The organism is Croceitalea sp. W27 (assembly GCF_055693185.1).
This window is the reverse complement of the sequence record NZ_CM146327.1, coordinates 1,692,654-1,707,618: the sequence shown is the minus strand read 5'-3', so window position 1 is coordinate 1,707,618 and position 14,965 is coordinate 1,692,654. Positions and strand designations below refer to the sequence as shown.

At 37.1% G+C, this 14,965-nt stretch carries 15 protein-coding genes and 1 tRNA gene; 9 read left to right on the top strand and 7 right to left on the bottom strand.

Features of this window, described 5'->3' with window-relative positions:
* Window positions 1–11 precede the first annotated feature (11 nt).
* From ACZ1GR_RS07745 to ACZ1GR_RS07735, 3 genes are read right to left on the bottom strand one after another with little or no spacing between them, the layout of a single operon-like run.
* Entirely contained in the window at window positions 12–827 is an 816-nt protein-coding gene (locus tag ACZ1GR_RS07745) for a purine-nucleoside phosphorylase (RefSeq protein ID WP_472611569.1), read from the bottom strand.
* Window positions 824–1,447, bottom strand: coding sequence for a TIGR04282 family arsenosugar biosynthesis glycosyltransferase (locus tag ACZ1GR_RS07740; RefSeq protein ID WP_472611568.1), 624 nt, complete (start codon window positions 1,445–1,447; stop codon window positions 824–826). The genes ACZ1GR_RS07745 and ACZ1GR_RS07740 overlap by 4 nt, the downstream gene beginning before the upstream one ends.
* Window positions 1,428–1,955: a rhodanese-like domain-containing protein gene (locus ACZ1GR_RS07735; RefSeq protein ID WP_472611567.1), complete on the bottom strand. Its 528-nt coding sequence runs from the start codon at window positions 1,953–1,955 to the stop codon at window positions 1,428–1,430. The genes ACZ1GR_RS07740 and ACZ1GR_RS07735 overlap by 20 nt, the downstream gene beginning before the upstream one ends.
* A gap of 88 nt (window positions 1,956–2,043) precedes the next feature.
* Between ACZ1GR_RS07735 and ACZ1GR_RS07730 the strand changes: the two genes are divergently transcribed.
* Window positions 2,044–3,603: a glycoside hydrolase family 32 protein gene (locus ACZ1GR_RS07730; protein ID WP_472611566.1), complete on the top strand. Its 1,560-nt coding sequence runs from the start codon at window positions 2,044–2,046 to the stop codon at window positions 3,601–3,603.
* A 230-nt stretch (window positions 3,604–3,833) separates the two neighbouring features.
* Window positions 3,834–4,277: a hypothetical protein gene (locus ACZ1GR_RS07725; protein ID WP_472611565.1), complete on the top strand. Its 444-nt coding sequence runs from the start codon at window positions 3,834–3,836 to the stop codon at window positions 4,275–4,277.
* 11 nt (window positions 4,278–4,288) lie between these two features.
* On the opposite strand, the gene ACZ1GR_RS07720 is transcribed toward ACZ1GR_RS07725, so the two are convergent.
* Both ACZ1GR_RS07720 and ACZ1GR_RS07715 read right to left on the bottom strand, forming a co-directional pair.
* Window positions 4,289–4,516 carry a hypothetical protein gene (locus tag ACZ1GR_RS07720; protein ID WP_377765955.1) on the bottom strand — a complete coding sequence of 76 codons (228 nt, stop codon included), beginning with the start codon at window positions 4,514–4,516 and terminating at the stop codon, window positions 4,289–4,291.
* A 166-nt stretch (window positions 4,517–4,682) separates the two neighbouring features.
* Window positions 4,683–4,755: transfer RNA gene (locus ACZ1GR_RS07715), tRNA-Phe, on the bottom strand.
* A 106-nt stretch (window positions 4,756–4,861) separates the two neighbouring features.
* On the opposite strand from ACZ1GR_RS07715, the gene ACZ1GR_RS07710 reads away from it, so the two are divergent.
* The 7 genes from ACZ1GR_RS07710 (at window position 4,862) to ACZ1GR_RS07680 (ending at window position 12,648) form a co-directional block, all read left to right on the top strand.
* Window positions 4,862–5,587, top strand: coding sequence for a type III pantothenate kinase (locus ACZ1GR_RS07710; RefSeq protein WP_472611564.1), 726 nt, complete (start codon window positions 4,862–4,864; stop codon window positions 5,585–5,587).
* On the top strand, window positions 5,588–6,838 hold the full coding sequence (locus ACZ1GR_RS07705) for a hypothetical protein (protein ID WP_472611563.1): 1,251 nt from the start codon (window positions 5,588–5,590) through the stop codon (window positions 6,836–6,838). It begins immediately after the preceding gene.
* Window positions 6,839–6,940: 102 nt separating this feature from the next.
* Window positions 6,941–8,317 (top strand): tetratricopeptide repeat protein, encoded by a 1,377-nt coding sequence (locus ACZ1GR_RS07700; protein WP_472611562.1) that lies wholly within the window; start codon window positions 6,941–6,943, stop codon window positions 8,315–8,317.
* 3 nt (window positions 8,318–8,320) lie between these two features.
* Window positions 8,321–8,923 carry an LPS export ABC transporter periplasmic protein LptC gene (gene lptC / locus ACZ1GR_RS07695; RefSeq protein ID WP_472611561.1) on the top strand — a complete coding sequence of 201 codons (603 nt, stop codon included), beginning with the start codon at window positions 8,321–8,323 and terminating at the stop codon, window positions 8,921–8,923.
* Between the two features lies 1 nt (window position 8,924).
* Complete coding sequence (locus tag ACZ1GR_RS07690; RefSeq protein WP_472611560.1) at window positions 8,925–9,128, top strand: hypothetical protein; 204 nt, start codon at window positions 8,925–8,927, stop codon at window positions 9,126–9,128.
* Between the two features lie 3 nt (window positions 9,129–9,131).
* Window positions 9,132–10,424 carry a hemolysin family protein gene (locus ACZ1GR_RS07685; RefSeq protein ID WP_472611559.1) on the top strand — a complete coding sequence of 431 codons (1,293 nt, stop codon included), beginning with the start codon at window positions 9,132–9,134 and terminating at the stop codon, window positions 10,422–10,424.
* A 106-nt stretch (window positions 10,425–10,530) separates the two neighbouring features.
* A complete protein-coding gene (locus ACZ1GR_RS07680; RefSeq protein WP_472611558.1) occupies window positions 10,531–12,648 on the top strand; it encodes a peptidylprolyl isomerase in 2,118 nt (705 codons plus the stop codon).
* A gap of 59 nt (window positions 12,649–12,707) precedes the next feature.
* Here the strand turns inward: ACZ1GR_RS07680 and ACZ1GR_RS07675 are convergent, their stop codons facing one another.
* Both ACZ1GR_RS07675 and ACZ1GR_RS07670 read right to left on the bottom strand, forming a co-directional pair.
* Window positions 12,708–13,616, bottom strand: a complete 909-nt coding sequence (locus ACZ1GR_RS07675; protein WP_472611557.1) for a GYDIA family GHMP kinase — start codon at window positions 13,614–13,616, stop codon at window positions 12,708–12,710.
* Window positions 13,616–14,929: a hydroxymethylglutaryl-CoA reductase, degradative gene (locus tag ACZ1GR_RS07670; protein ID WP_472611556.1), complete on the bottom strand. Its 1,314-nt coding sequence runs from the start codon at window positions 14,927–14,929 to the stop codon at window positions 13,616–13,618. Before ACZ1GR_RS07670 ends, ACZ1GR_RS07675 begins: the two co-directional genes overlap by 1 nt.
* Window positions 14,930–14,965 lie beyond the last annotated feature (36 nt).

Sequence of the window (14,965 nt, the reverse complement as noted above, 5' to 3'; positions counted from 1 at the left end):
ACAGCAATAATCTAAATTTCTTTCAGCAATTCTTTAAAGAGCTTGATCATTTTCGGCTCTGTATTTCCTGCAATTTCGATAATCTCTTGAATATTCACAGGCTGCAGATTATCTGGGTCACACTCATCGGTCAATACAGAAACCGCAACTACTGGCAAGCGTAAATGATTGGCGACGATAATTTCGGGCACTGTGCTCATACCTACGGCATCTGCACCAATTGTTTTTAACATTCGATACTCGGCCTTCGTTTCTAATTGCGGACCTACAACCGAAGCATAGACGCCTTTTTGTAATGAAATGGCTTCGCGCTCTGCGATTTTTTCAATCTTTTGTCGCATACTTACATCATAAGGCTCCATCATATCAACAAAACGATCTCCGAACTCGGCAACGTTCTTAAATGCCAAGGGTGAGCCACCCTGAAGATTAATATGGTCTTCGATAAGCATAATATCACCTTTCTTAAAATCTAGATTTATCGCTCCCGCCGCATTAGAAACAAAAAGTTTATCAATCCCTAACTGTCGCATCACTCTTATTGGGTAAGTCACATCTGAAAAATCGTAACCTTCATACAGGTGAAAACGTCCCTGCATAACCACTACTTTTTTAGTGCCAATGGTACCGTAGATTAATTTACCCGTATGAAATTCTACTGTCGCAAGCGGAAAGTAGGGGATATGATTGTAATGCGCCTCTATCGGGTTTTCTATCTCATTAACAAGTTGCCCGAGGCCTGTGCCCAATACGATACCGATCTCTGGGGTATCAAAACCTTTGGTTTTTAAATGTGCTACTGATTCGTCTAGTTGTTTTTGAGTCATTTTTTTAGATTTTTTAAAAAAGGTTGAAAGGCATCGATATTTTGAATGTCTTCATAAAGGTCAACATCATTTCTGGTATCCAAGGTGTTGAAGCTTCGCTCTTGCAAATCGAGCAAGGTATGTTTTAAAACATTACCAGTGCCCCACGCTTTATCTTGAAATAATTTAGGCTCTAAAGTCTTCATGCCCAATAAGTAATAACCACCATCTTCCGCAGGTCCGATTACAAAATCATGGGTGTCAAGTTCGGCGAAAGCATTTTCAAGGTCTTCTTGAGAAAGGTCGAACATATCACTGCCTATGATGCATATTTTCTTGTATCCGCTACTGAATCCCTGTTCAAAAGCGCTTGCCATACGAGCTCCGAGGTCGATACCTTGTTGTAGTTTTTTTGTAAATATTTTTGAATCCCAAACATCATCTTCCCAAACTTCTTCAGAATAATAAACGTATTTGTCAAAATTCAAGTCTTTGATAATTGCTACCGTATGCTCAAGTAAGAATTTGTAGATATCTAAGGCTACTTCGTTTCCGACAGTTGATGCCAATCGGGTTTTACATTTGCCCAGTTCAGGGTTTCTAGTGAAAATAAGTAGAAGGTTATCTGAAGTTTTCTTCAAGGTTTTTAGATTTGGTTGAATAAATTTTTTCGGCATTGGTCAATAATTTGCCCCAATGCTTACTAAATGCATGTACTTTTTCCGTTTGGTTATTTTTATTGTCAAATACCGGATTTCCTTTATTTTTCCACTCAAAGATTCCACCATAAAGGTTCCTGACATTTGAATAACCGGCTTTTAGTAATTTTTCACCAACGTTCTCTGACCGGACCCCAATGGAACAATAAACAATAATCGGGGTATCCTTATCCTGAAATTTATTTTGTATCTGCTCTATTTTGAACTTTTTATGTCCGACCCAAACGGCACTTTCAATATGACTTACTTCATATTCTTCTTTTTTTCTGGTATCTAAAAGAACTACATTTTTTAGAGACTTTAATTCGTCTACGGAAATGTAGGCAACCGTGTTTCTATTGAATTTTTCTAAGGTATTATCAATAGATTTTTGAGAAAAAACTCCAACGGAAAAAAAGTAAAAGAAAAGTATCTGAAAAGTTAAGCGCACATAGTAAAATTAATATACAAAGATAAAGTATTAAAAGAACTGTTTTTGCTTTTATGATTATATTGCCTTATCGAAATACCACATAAAGATGAAGAAATTTGCCTATTTATTACTAATTGGCACGGTTATTTTTAGCTGCAAGAATGCAAAAAAGCAAGAAGAAATTGGTGTTGCCGAAAGTAAGTTAAGCTATAAAGAAACTTACCGACCACAGTTTCATTTTTCTCCGCCTGAAAAATGGATGAATGACCCAAATGGATTGGTATATAATGATGGGGTATATCATTTGTTTTATCAATATTATCCAGATGCGACTGTTTGGGGTCCAATGCACTGGGGTCATGCCACTAGCAAAGATATGGTCACATGGGAAAATAAGCCGATAGCGTTATACCCTGATAGGCATGGTCTAATATTCTCTGGAAGTGCTGTTGTTGACAACAACAATACCAGTGGTTTTGGCAAAGAGGGTGAAACCCCATTAGTTGCCATTTATACCTATCATTTAATGGAAGGCGAGAAAGAGGGACGAAAGGATTTTCAAACGCAAGGAATAGCTTATAGTTTGGATAATGGAGAGAGTTGGACAAAATATAACGGAAATCCGGTAATTGAGAATAATGGAATTAAAGATTTCAGGGATCCTAAAGTTTTTTGGCATCATGAGACACAAAGTTGGGTAATGGCCTTAGTTGCAGGTGATCATGCAAAGTTTTACAGGTCGAAGAATTTAAAAGAATGGAATTATATAAGCGATTTTGGAAAAAACCAAGGTGCACACGGAGGAGTGTGGGAATGCCCAGATTTATTTAAACTAAAAGTTGGGGGAACGGACGAAGAAAAGTGGGTACTTATTATTAGCATTGGCTCTGGAGGACCCAACGGTGGTAGCGGCACACAATATTTTGTAGGCGATTTTGATGGAACAACATTTACTTCAGAACAGAACGAGTTTAAGTGGCTCGATTGGGGAACCGATAATTATGCTGGTGTCACCTATAATAATAGTCTTAATGATGATAGAATTTTTGTTGGATGGATGAGCAATTGGCAGTACGCCTTATCTACTCCAACAACAACATGGCGAAGTGCTATGACCGTTCCTAGAAGATTAAGCCTTAAAAAGCACAATGAGTCGTATACCTTACAAAATTATCCATTGGAAAGTTTAAGTACATTGATGCAAAAAACAAACAAGGAAACTTTAAATATCGCATCAAATGAAGAGAAGAAGCTGATATATGATAATTTAAACGAAACAAAAATCACTTTCAAAACAGATTCTAAAGATTTCAAGATAAAATTGGGAAATAAAGCTGGAGAGTCTGTTTCAATAAAGTTCGATTCAGCTTCTGAATTGGTAATTATTGATAGGACAAGGTCAGGTAAAACGGATTTTCAGCCAGAGTTTGGGAATAAACTTCACTATATGCCAATAAATAATTTACAGGCTTCACAATTTGAAGTTCAAATTCTAATGGACCGATCTTCGATGGAGTTGTTTATAAATGGAGGGCAGTATGTTATGACTGAGCAGCTTTTTCCTAATGAAAATTATACAGATTTGTATATTAAAAACACCAATGCTATGGCAGGGCTTAGTTTAAAAGACCTTAGCATAGCTAAAATGTCATCAATTTGGGATTAAGGCTAGTTAATGTATAGGTAAAGACTATTGGCAAGCAAAACAAGCGAACTTGCTAAAACTAGATACCAAAAAGCATAACCCAATTTTTCTTCTACAGTGTTCATTTGATTGAAGTTTTGTGTTTATCTATGGTTGTCGATAGGTCTAAATTATTAATAAATTAGCCTTAAAATAGAACAACTATATAGCCTGTAGGTAGTATTTTATAGATGGTAGTAAATAAGTTGTGAATGGACTTTAAGACTGTAGATCGAAATATCTCTAAAAATATGCGAAAGCTGGGGATGCCTGCCATACGCATATCTTTTGCGATACTATTTTTTTGGTTTGGCATATTAAAACCATTGGGTCTTTCTTCGGCAGAGCCTTTACTTAAGGCAACTGTGGCATGGCTTCCTTTTGGTGGGCCACAACAATGGTTGAGCATTATAGGTTGGTGGGAAATGCTTATCGGAATTACCTTTCTATTTAAGCAAACTACAAAAATCGCAATAGGATTGTTATTTCTTCAAATGGTCGGCACTTTTATGCCCCTAGTATTTCTGCCAGAAATAACCTTTCAAAAAGGAAACTATTTGTTGCCTACACTAGAAGGTCAATACATAGTTAAAAATGTAATGATAATTTCTGCCGCCCTTGTTGTTGGAGGTAAGTTCTATAAAAATAAAAAGTGAAGACTTAGGTATTAAGCAAGCGGATTGCCTTTTAATCGTTTTTCAATTTTCTTCTTTTTTTCTGTAAGACGCTTCATGATATCCATTAGGTTGGAGTCTTTGGTCTCTTTATATATTTCGTTGATAGAAAGTATAAGTGCTTTTGCTTCTCTAGATGCAGCTACACGGTCACTAGTAGACATGTGACTTAATGTTCTATTCTCAAACTCATCTGCCTTCTCAAGTAATTCTTTGGTCATTTTTATGTAAAATTATGCGGTAATCTATAAAAAAAAAGTAAGGTTACCATATTTTGTATCAATAGAATCATCAGTATTTAATATTTATAAAAACTTTAAGAGTTTTAAAACATATCAAAACGAGACCTTATTGAACAAAAAACCCCGAAAGCTTCGGGGTTTTTTGTGGTACCTCCAGGAATCGAACCAGGGACACACGGATTTTCAGTCCGTTGCTCTACCAACTGAGCTAAGGTACCTTTCTGCCCTTTGTAAGGGGCTGCAAATATAATTTCAAATTTATGATATCCAAACAAAAACTTTAAAAAACACTTCCATTTTTTTACAAATAGGCATCTTTGTAATATGAATCTGGTCGTAGATATTGGAAACACGCGCATAAAGCTCGCCATTTTTGAGAATCAAAAATTGATAATCGATGAGAAAATAACCTCAGTAATTTTTCTTTCAAAGATTAAAGAAATGTTTGAGGCTTTTCCAAAAATTGAAAATGCCATTATTTCATCGGTCAGAAAACTTGATAAAGAGCCTGCTATTCTTGCACTGTTTTGTAAGGTTCATGTATTGGCGCATACCTCAAAAGCACCATTTAAAAATAGTTATGCAACGCCACAAACATTGGGTGTCGATAGAATAGCCCTGGTAACTGCCGCTTTTTACAAAAACCCTCGAAAAAACACCTTGGTTATAGATGCTGGTACTTGTATTACCTATGATATAATTAATGATTATGGTGAATACCTAGGTGGCGCAATTTCCCCAGGGTTGGCCATGCGATATAAGGCGCTGCACAACCAGACAGATGGCTTGCCATTATTAGAGCCAAATGAACTGCTAGATTTTGTTGGAAATACTACGGAAAGTAGCATGCATAGCGGTGTAATTAATGGATTGACAAACGAAGTAGATGGTGTAATCGAACAATATAAACTGCGCTTTAAAGATTTAACAGTTATTTTAACAGGCGGTGACGCTCATTTTTTTGGTAAACGGCTAAAAAATTCCATATTTGCGAATTCTAAATTTCTGTTGGAGGGGTTAAATTACCTGCTGGAATACAATAAAAGCTAGATGATTAAGAATTTTTTGATTTCATGTGCATGCCTGATTTCTTTTAGTATATATGCGCAGAATGGTACAGTTTCTCCCTATTCGTACTTTGGTATTGGAGACTCCCGCTCAAACGGAACCGTAGAAAACCAGATGATGGGCGGTTTGCAAATGTATCCAGACAGTATTCACATTAATTTACGCAATCCGGCAGCATATTCGAGACTGGCTTTAACAACATATACCGCCGGTATTTCTAATACCACCTTACGTTTAAAAGATTTTACAGAACAACAGAACACTTCGGTTACCAATTTAGATTATTTGGCCATTGGTTTTCCAATAGCGAATAAGGTAGGTCTTGGTTTCGGATTAATGCCCTATTCTTCGGTAGGTTATAACCTTACTTCGGTTAGCGGTGAAACCACAAATATATTTTCTGGTGAGGGCGGATTAAATAGGGTATACCTTTCTATTGGCTTTGAGCCAATTAAAAATCTTAGCCTAGGGGCAACTATAAATTACAATTTCGGGAAGTTAGATTATGACCGTTTGCAAACTGTCGAAAGCGTTCAGTTTGGTACTATTGATAATAGAGAATCTAAAGTAAATGGCTTTGATTTTAACTACGCAGCCAATTACATGAAAAAGGTGGGGGAAAAATATACTTTTTTTGCCCATGCCGGGGTTAACACCCAAGTAAACCTTGTGTCTAAAAACACCGAAATCATTGGGTCTTTTTCAACGACTAACGGGCAAGAGATTGAAGTCATAGATGTAGATTTAGATGCACAAAACCTAAGAAATACAGAATTAAAGATACCTACCAATACAACTTTAGGTCTTGGGTTTGGCGAAGAACGCAAATGGTTCATGGGTGCCGAATATAGTTTTCAGCAATTAAGTTCTTTTGAGAATACCTTTTTAAGAATCGAAAATATACAGTATGATGATGCAAGTAGTATAGCATTTGGTGGCTACTTTGTTCCTGATTATGATTCTTTTACCAGTTACTTTAAGAGAATAACCTACAGAGCCGGATTGCGCTATGATCAAACCGGTATGGTAGTTAATAATAAAGAGATAAACAACTTTGGCATAACTTTTGGATTTGGTCTACCGTTAGGAAACAATTTTTCTAATTTGAATCTAGGTTTTGAACTTGGCAGAAGAGGTACTACTGATGCCGGTCTAATTGAAGAAAGTTACTTTAAAGTAAATGTAGGGCTTTCACTAAATGACAAATGGTTCATTAAAAGAAAGATAAACTAACACGGTGTTTTTTCTTAATTCAATAATTTATGTTTGATAAACAGTTAGTTAAGAGAAACATTTTATAAAAATTTGTACATTAACCACTTTAAAAATACAAAAATGAAGACGAAACTCTACTTAACGATGATAGCGATACTTATGTCGATAGGATTAAGTATGGCTCAAGCACAAAATCCAGAATGCATGACAAACCTGTCTATTTATGCAGAGCATGCAAAAGTTAAAAATTATGATGCGGCTTACGAGCCTTGGAAAAAGACGTATGAGGCTTGCCCTGATATCAATAAGGCAAACTTTTCTTTAGGAGAAAAAATCTTAAAACATAAGATCAAGAACTCTTCAGGGGCGGACAAGGATGGTTACATCCAAGATCTGTTAAAGATGTACGACGATAGCAACAAATATTTTCCTGCTAAATATTCAGAAATAGCTGTTCTAGAAGATAAAGTTGTCTTTATGAGTGATAATGACATGGCATCTGATCAGCAGTTTTATGATATGATTAAGCCAAAATTTGACTCAAATTTAAAGGGGTTTAAAAATGCCAAGGTGTTATATATCTATTTTTCTAGTTTAGTGAATTTACACAATGCTGGAAGCAAAGATTTACAAGAAGTTTTTGATGTATATGATGAGGTAAATGGCCAAATGGAGGTTATTAACAAAGGGTATACAAGCAAAATTAACAAGTACCTTCAAAAGGAAGAAGCGGGCACGGCATTGACTTCGAAAGAGAAAAGAAATTTAGGTATATATACGCGTAACTCTGAGTTGTTAGGTAAAGTTTCTGGCAGTATCGATAGTAAATTAGGTGCTTTGGCAGATTGTGATAACTTAATTCCTTTATACCAAAAGAGTTTCGATGCTAAGAAAAGTGATATTAAATGGGTAAAAAGAGCCGTAGGTAGAATGTACGCCAAAGAGTGTACCGATGACCCAATGTTCCAAAAATTGTTTGAGCAGCAACTTGCAATGGACCCTTCGGCAGATGCCTATTTTTACTCTGGCGTTTTGAAGTCTAAGTCTGGAGATTCTAATGGAGCGGTTGCAGATTTTAATAAAGCTGTGGAATTGGAATCTGATAGTAATAGAAAATCGGACATCCTTTATAAAGTTGCTACAATGATGAAAAAGAGAGGTAGCAAATCTCAGGCAAGAAACTATGCTCAAAAAGCTATAAATGAAAACCCATCTAATGGTAAGGCATATTTACTAATTGCAGGTTTATACGCCTCTAGTGCCAATGCTTGCGGAACAACGGCTTTCGAAAAAAGAGCGATTTACTGGAAAGCTGCGGATATGGCTAGAAAAGCAGCAAGGGTAGACCCATCTTTAAGTGGTAGGGCAAACCAAGCTGCGGCATCGTACAATGCCAAGGCTCCAGACAAGACAATGATATTCAACTCAGGTATGGGAGGTAAAACAGTAACTTTCAACTGCTGGGTTGGTGGTAGTGTAAAAGTGCCTAACTTATAAGGAGTGCTATACGCTTTAAAAAATAGAATAGGATTAATTGCCACGGTTTTAACCGTGGCAATCCTTTTTACGGCATGTCAAGATAATTATAAGCGGGTAGGCGAAGAGGCGGCAACCAATATTTTTCCTGAAGGCGTGGCTAAAAACTTCACTTTAACCTACACTGAGGCCGTTAAAGAATTAAGTAATCAAGATTCATCTGAAACTAGAATAATTGCGGTTCTAAAAAGCCCTCTAACTAAAAATTACGATAATCTTAGTTTTAAGCACCGCATTTTTCCAGACGGTCTGCAAGTAGATTTTTATGATGAAGACAATAAAAAAAGTGTCATTACTGCAGATTACGGAATTGTTTATTCTAGTACAAATTTGATAGATTTACAAGGTAATGTGGTCATCGAGAGCCATGACGGCAAAAAGCTCGAAACGCCCCAGTTATATTGGGATAGGTCTGATAATTGGATTTTTACCGAAGAGACCTTTATATATACCAATCCGGAAGATGGAACTATTATGGACGGCGAGGGTATGGATTTTAATAGGGATTTTACTTTTTTTAACGCTCATAAAACATATGGTCTTATGACCATTTCAGAAGAAGATTAATATGGTCAAGATTTTAAGATATACCGAATACCTTTATATCGTCGTAGCTTTTTTCTCGATATATCGAATTTTTACGGATTGGAATACGGACAGAAACTCAGCATATTTATTTGTCTTTTTTGCTGTGATTTCTTTAGCAATGTTCTTTTTTAGAAGAAACTACCGTAAAAAGTTCGAAGCACGAAAGCGTGAAAATCAAGAATAAATTTTGAGTGCCTCCATACTAATTATTATAGTTTCTTTGCTGTTTTCCGCTTTTTTCTCAGGAATGGAAATTGCGTTTATTTCTGCGAACAGAATTCATATCGAAATAGAGAAAAAGCAAGAAGGTTTTCTTGCCAAGCTATTAACTTGGCTGACCGAGAAACCATCTAAATTTATTGCTACCATGTTAATTGGCAATAATATTGCCCTTGTGGTTTATGGGTTTTTTATGGGCGATTTATTAATGGCATGGTTTCAGAATTTTCTTCCGTCGACTTCTAATCTTATAAATCTCCTTTTTATAGATTTTAACCTCTTGACCCAAACGGTTATTTCAACCCTTGTTATTTTAGTAACGGCTGAATTTTTACCCAAGGTATTGTTTCAGATTTATTCAAATACCTTACTTAAAATACTTGCAGTACCTGGGTATGTTTTTTATTTGTTTTTTTATCCGATTTCATGGTTTGTTATAAAAGTTTCCGACTTTATTTTAAAAACTTTTTTTAGAACCGATGGCGACGAAGTGCAGCTGGCTTTCACCAAATTAGAGCTGGGCGATTATATTACAGAACAGATGGAGTCTGTAGAAGAAGAGGATGATATCGATTCAGAAATCCAGCTTTTTCAGAATGCATTAGAGTTCTCCGAGGTCAAGGCAAGAGAAGTAATGGTGCCAAGAACAGAGATTATGGGGGTGGAGCTTCACGAAACGCCAAAGAACTTGACAAAACTATTCACGGAAACCGGATATTCAAAGATTATAGTCTATAAAGATTCCATAGATGAAATCATTGGCTATGTACATTCTTACGAGCTGTTTAAAAAGCCCAAAACGATAAAGAGCATTCTGCTTCCGGTAGAGTTTGTTCCCGAAACCATGCTAATTCATGAGATATTGAACGTACTTACCAAACGCAGAAAGAGTATTGCCGTAGTGCTTGATGAGTATGGCGGTACGTCGGGTATTATGACTGTCGAAGATATTGTAGAGGAGCTATTTGGTGAGATAGAGGATGAACATGATACTACCGATTTAATTGAAGAGCAGCTCGATGGATCTACCTATAAATTTTCGGCACGTATGGAGGTAGACCATATCAATGAGAACTATAAGTTAGAATTGCCAGAAAGTGATGAATATGAAACTTTAGGCGGACTTATCATGAACGAAACAGGTGAGATACCTGAGCAGAATTCAGAAATAAAAGTGGAAAACTTCCTTTTTAAAATTCTTGAAGTATCTAATACCAAAATAGATTTGGTCAGTGTTCATGTTTCAGAACCGGAGCAATAATTTGTAACTGGTATTACCAAAGCATTTATCAACTATTTTTTAGCTTTCTTTTTTGAAAAGAAAATGGTATTTTCGCGCACTAATTTGAAAGAAAACACGCGGTAAGATGGCAATTCTAGGGAATATAAGAAAACGAACTACGGTACTTATTTTAATTATAGGTCTTGCGTTGTTCGCATTTGTAATATCAGGAATCTTTACAGGAAATGATAGTGGTGCTAAAATAGGTTCTTCGGTGGCCGAGGTCAATGGAGAAGATTTATCCATTGATGAATTCCGACAGAAGGTAGAGCAAGCTTCTAGAAGATATGGAGCTAATTTTTCATCTACCCAATTGGTAAATACAGTGTATGACCAAGAGATAAGAAGTGCACTACTGAATCAGCAGTTCGAAGATTTAGGTATTACAATCGAAAGTGATCAGATTGTAGAGTTTGTAAAAACTTCAGGATATGCACAGATTCCTGATTTTCAAGATGAAAACGGAATCTTTAATGCAGAGATTTTCAAAAGCGCTATTGCAGATTGGAAGGTAAACGATCCTTTACGTTACGATGCTTGGTTACAAGACGAGAAAAATATTATGCAAGCGGCCAAGGAGCAATTATATTTTAATTTAGTCAAGGCGGGTGCTGGCGCAACCTTGAACGAGGGAGAGTTCGATTACAATCTTACGAACAACAAGGTAGACGTACAATACGTTCGAGTGCCTTATGCTTCAATTGCCGATAGTACCATTCAGGTTTCTAAAAAAGAAATAGAAGCTTATGTAAAAGAGCATAAAGAAGATTACAAGCAAGATAAGGCAAGAGATGTGCGTTTTGTATTCTTTGAAGAGAAACCTTCTCTTGAAGATGAGAATGCCGTTAAAGGTGGTCTAGTAGCCTTGTTGGACGATACTGTAGAATATAATCAATCTACAGATCAGAACGATACTATTGCAGGTTTTAGAAACGCCACCGATATGGCGGCGTTCTTGGATCGCAACTCTGATTCTAAATACGATACTATTTTTAAAGCTAAAAAAGACCTACCTGCGGTCGCAGCAGATTCAATAATGAGTTTAGAAGTAGGTGAAATTTATGGGCCATATCGTGATGGAGATTTCTTTAAGTTATCTAAAATGATGGAAAGAAAGCCTAATGGTTCTGTTAAAGCGAGTCATATTCTTTTCACGTATGAAGGTGCTACTAGAGCTAACCCAGAGATAAAAAGAACAAAAGAAGAGGCGGAAGCAGAAGCTAAAAAGATTTTAGTCGAAGCTCAGAAAGAAGATGCTGTTTTTGCAAACTTGGCAAGAGATAATTCTGACGGTCCTTCGGCACCAAGAGGAGGTGACTTAGGTTATTTTCAAGAAGGTATTATGGCCGATGAATTTAATGATTTCTGTTTTGCAAATGCGGTAGGTAAAGTTGGTCTTGTAGAAACCGATTTTGGTTTCCATGTGATTAGGGTAGATGATAAGGTAGATATTGTTAAGGTTGCCACCCTGTCTAGAGAAGTAGAATCTTCTGAAGAAACCATAAATACTTTATTTACCGAAGCAACGAAATTCGAAATGGCTTCTATAGATGCCGATGCGAATGATTTTTCTGATATCGCCAAAGAAAGTGAGTTTACCGTAAGACCGGTGAACAAGATTAAAGAGATGGATGAAAACCTGCCAGGTCTGGGTTCGCAACGAGCTGTGGTACAGTGGGCTTTTAATGACGATACCAAAGTAGGGGCCATTAAAAGATTTGATTTAACAAACGGCTATGCCGTTTTGCAGCTTACTAAAAAGTATAAAGAAGGTGTAATGAGTTCAGAAGATGCTTCTGCAACTGCACTGCCAAAAATTAGAAAAGAGCGCAAAGCTGAGCAAATCATTGCAGCTAACAAAGGAAAATCACTAGAGGACCTCGCGTCTGCGAACAATGTAACGGTTTCTACCGCTTCTGCACTAACAATGAAGTCTCCAACAATTCCTGGGGCGGGTAGAGAGCCATTTGTAGTTGGTAGTGCTTTCGCCTTAGATGAAGGAGCTTCATCTAGCTTATTAAAAGGTGAGACTGGGGTATTTATGGTGAAAGTAACCAAGAAAACTCCGGCGGCAGAAATTCAGAACTTTAGTACCTACGCCAAAACCTTGAGTACTTCAAATGCAAATCGTGTGAATAGTGCGGTTTACAATGCCTTAAAAGAAGGGGCTGAAATTGAAGACAAAAGAGCAACCTTTTATTAAAATTCACTTGCTAAGGTGTTGCATTGTCGTCTTGAGTCTGTACTAGGATAAATACAACACTAAAGAACCATTTCCGTAAAAGGAATGACAATATCAAAACCCTTGGATTTAAAATATTCAGGGGTTTTTTCGTTTCCGGTGACCATGACGAAATCACCTCCCCATCCACCTAAACTTTTTACTGTTCCAAAATAATCGGGGAAAAGCTGTTCTTTAATTGGGGTAAGCCCTAATATTTTTGATAATAACTCTTCGTGTGCCTGTACCGCAGCTTCAAAAGCTGACAATTTATTGGCAGAAAGCATTTTTGAGGTGAGCGCATCAATGGAATTGATCAGGTCTTGCTTGTTAAATTGTTTGGTTCGGTAATTCGCGATCGCCTTTTTGCTGCTTTGTTTTTGGTTGAGGTAGACAAAGAAAATGGCCTTAGTGAATGCTGGGTTAAAGGTGACCAATTCTGTTTTTGGCACTCCTTTTTCTATGTGATATACTAAAGGGCTGTTGTGTTGTGCACATGAAATATCATAACCACTTCCACCAAAAGAATTCCAAAGTAATTCGTGCGCGTCCACCTGAGCCCACATTGCAATATTATTAAGTAAGGTCGACGAAGTTCCCAGTCCCCATTCCCTTGGAAAACTAAGCTTGGTAACAACCTCAAAACCATTAGGGGTATTTAAAAATTCAGGATTACTATTTCTGGCCGCTACTAAGATTTTTTGAAGGGTATTCGCTATGAGATTATCTGAACTCTTTATAAGCTTTAACTCATACGGATTAAACTGACCCGAAAACCAGACTTTTGCGTCTACGGCAATACTTTTCCAATGAATACTATCGCCTTGGGTTGGACTTACCTGTAACGATTGACCAAATTTTGTAGGTACGGCAAGTCCTTTGGCCCCATCTAAAATGGCATATTCACCAGAAAGCAATAATTTGCCGTTACTGTAAAACTCTTGTTGCATTAGTTGCGCATATCTTCCAAGGCTTCCTTGACCGAAGCGTTACTGACCGTTTTATCCTTAAAATAGTTTATGAGAGTTGTTTTTTCGGTTTTATCGGCACCCAATTGATTTAGAATATTCATGAGATGCATTTTCATGTGTCCTTTTTGAATACCGGTAGTTACTAAAGAGCGCAGGGCTGCAAAGTTCTGTGCTAGCCCGGCAACGGCAACTACTTGCATCAATTCTTTCGCTGTCGGTTTTTGCAATATTTCCAAGGCTATTTTTACCATAGGATGTAAAGAAGTTAGACCCCCTACCGTACCGAGCGCTAATGGTACATCGATCCAAAACCGAAAAGTTTCTTCCTCTATTTCGGCATGCGTTAGACTTGAATAACTACCATCTTTTGAGGCGTATGCATGAACACCCGCTTCAACCGCTCTAAAATCATTCCCAGTAGCTAAAATAACCGCATCGATACCGTTCATAACGCCTTTGTTGTGGGTAACTGCCCTATAGGGCTCTGTCTTTGCGATAGTCACCGCCTGCATCAATTTTTCGGCAAACTTTTTAGAGACAGAACTACTATCACCTTGCGCTGTAATAGGGCAGCTGACTTCAGCCCTTACTACGCAATTAGGTACATAATTGCTCAAAATACTCATTACAATTTCTATGGCATCTTTTTCCTTAGAAAAAATACTGGAGCCACTTGTCAGTGCTTCCAATGTTTTGGCAAACTGTTCGAGGCAAGAATTAATGAAATTCGCGCCCATGGCGTCCAAGGTCTCGAAAGTGCAGTGCAGTTGGTAGTAACCATCAAGTTTATGTGTCAGGTCGCGTAATTCAATACTGGTGATACCACCACCGCGCTTTTTCATACTTCGAGTAATGCTCTTTGCTTCTTCAAAAAAAACGGACTTGTTATCCTTAAAAAAAGACTTCAGTTTAGAAGGTTCTCCATGATACATAAAATGAACTTGGCCCACTTTTTCCGTGCCTAAAATTGTAGCCTTAAACCCTCCTCTTTCTAGCCAAAATTTAGCAGCTTTACTTGCCGCAGCCACAACAGAACTTTCTTCAATAACCATAGGAACGGTATAGAGTCTGTTATTGATTAAAAAGTTGGGGGCAACGGAAAAGGGTAGGTAATAGTTGGATAATGTATTTTCTATAAACTCATCATGCAATTGTTGAAGTTTGGTATCAGTATTCCAATATGATGCTAATAGTGCTTTTGTTTCTTCAGAATTGTCGGTATAATTTTTGGCTACCCAATCAATTTTTTCGGCTTTGGTAAATCTTGAAAATCCCGCTACTGGCGTTTGCATAGTAAAAGTTAAATTTCAAAGATAATAGATTAGCCT

What these genes read in the sequence shown, in the direction of transcription:
- ACZ1GR_RS07745 (WP_472611569.1), bottom strand. Translation starts at nt 827, where the DNA reads ATGACTCAAAAACAACTAGACGAATCAGTAGCACATTTAAAAACCAAA.
- ACZ1GR_RS07730 (WP_472611566.1), top strand. Translation starts at nt 2,044, where the DNA reads ATGAAGAAATTTGCCTATTTATTACTAATTGGCACGGTTATTTTTAGC.
- ACZ1GR_RS07725 (WP_472611565.1), top strand. Translation starts at nt 3,834, where the DNA reads ATGGACTTTAAGACTGTAGATCGAAATATCTCTAAAAATATGCGAAAG.
- ACZ1GR_RS07720 (WP_377765955.1), bottom strand. Translation starts at nt 4,516, where the DNA reads ATGACCAAAGAATTACTTGAGAAGGCAGATGAGTTTGAGAATAGAACA.
- ACZ1GR_RS07710 (WP_472611564.1), top strand. Translation starts at nt 4,862, where the DNA reads ATGAATCTGGTCGTAGATATTGGAAACACGCGCATAAAGCTCGCCATT.
- ACZ1GR_RS07705 (WP_472611563.1), top strand. Translation starts at nt 5,588, where the DNA reads ATGATTAAGAATTTTTTGATTTCATGTGCATGCCTGATTTCTTTTAGT.
- ACZ1GR_RS07700 (WP_472611562.1), top strand. Translation starts at nt 6,941, where the DNA reads ATGAAGACGAAACTCTACTTAACGATGATAGCGATACTTATGTCGATA.
- ACZ1GR_RS07690 (WP_472611560.1), top strand. Translation starts at nt 8,925, where the DNA reads ATGGTCAAGATTTTAAGATATACCGAATACCTTTATATCGTCGTAGCT.
- ACZ1GR_RS07680 (WP_472611558.1), top strand. Translation starts at nt 10,531, where the DNA reads ATGGCAATTCTAGGGAATATAAGAAAACGAACTACGGTACTTATTTTA.
- ACZ1GR_RS07675 (WP_472611557.1), bottom strand. Translation starts at nt 13,616, where the DNA reads ATGCAACAAGAGTTTTACAGTAACGGCAAATTATTGCTTTCTGGTGAA.
- ACZ1GR_RS07670 (WP_472611556.1), bottom strand. Translation starts at nt 14,929, where the DNA reads ATGCAAACGCCAGTAGCGGGATTTTCAAGATTTACCAAAGCCGAAAAA.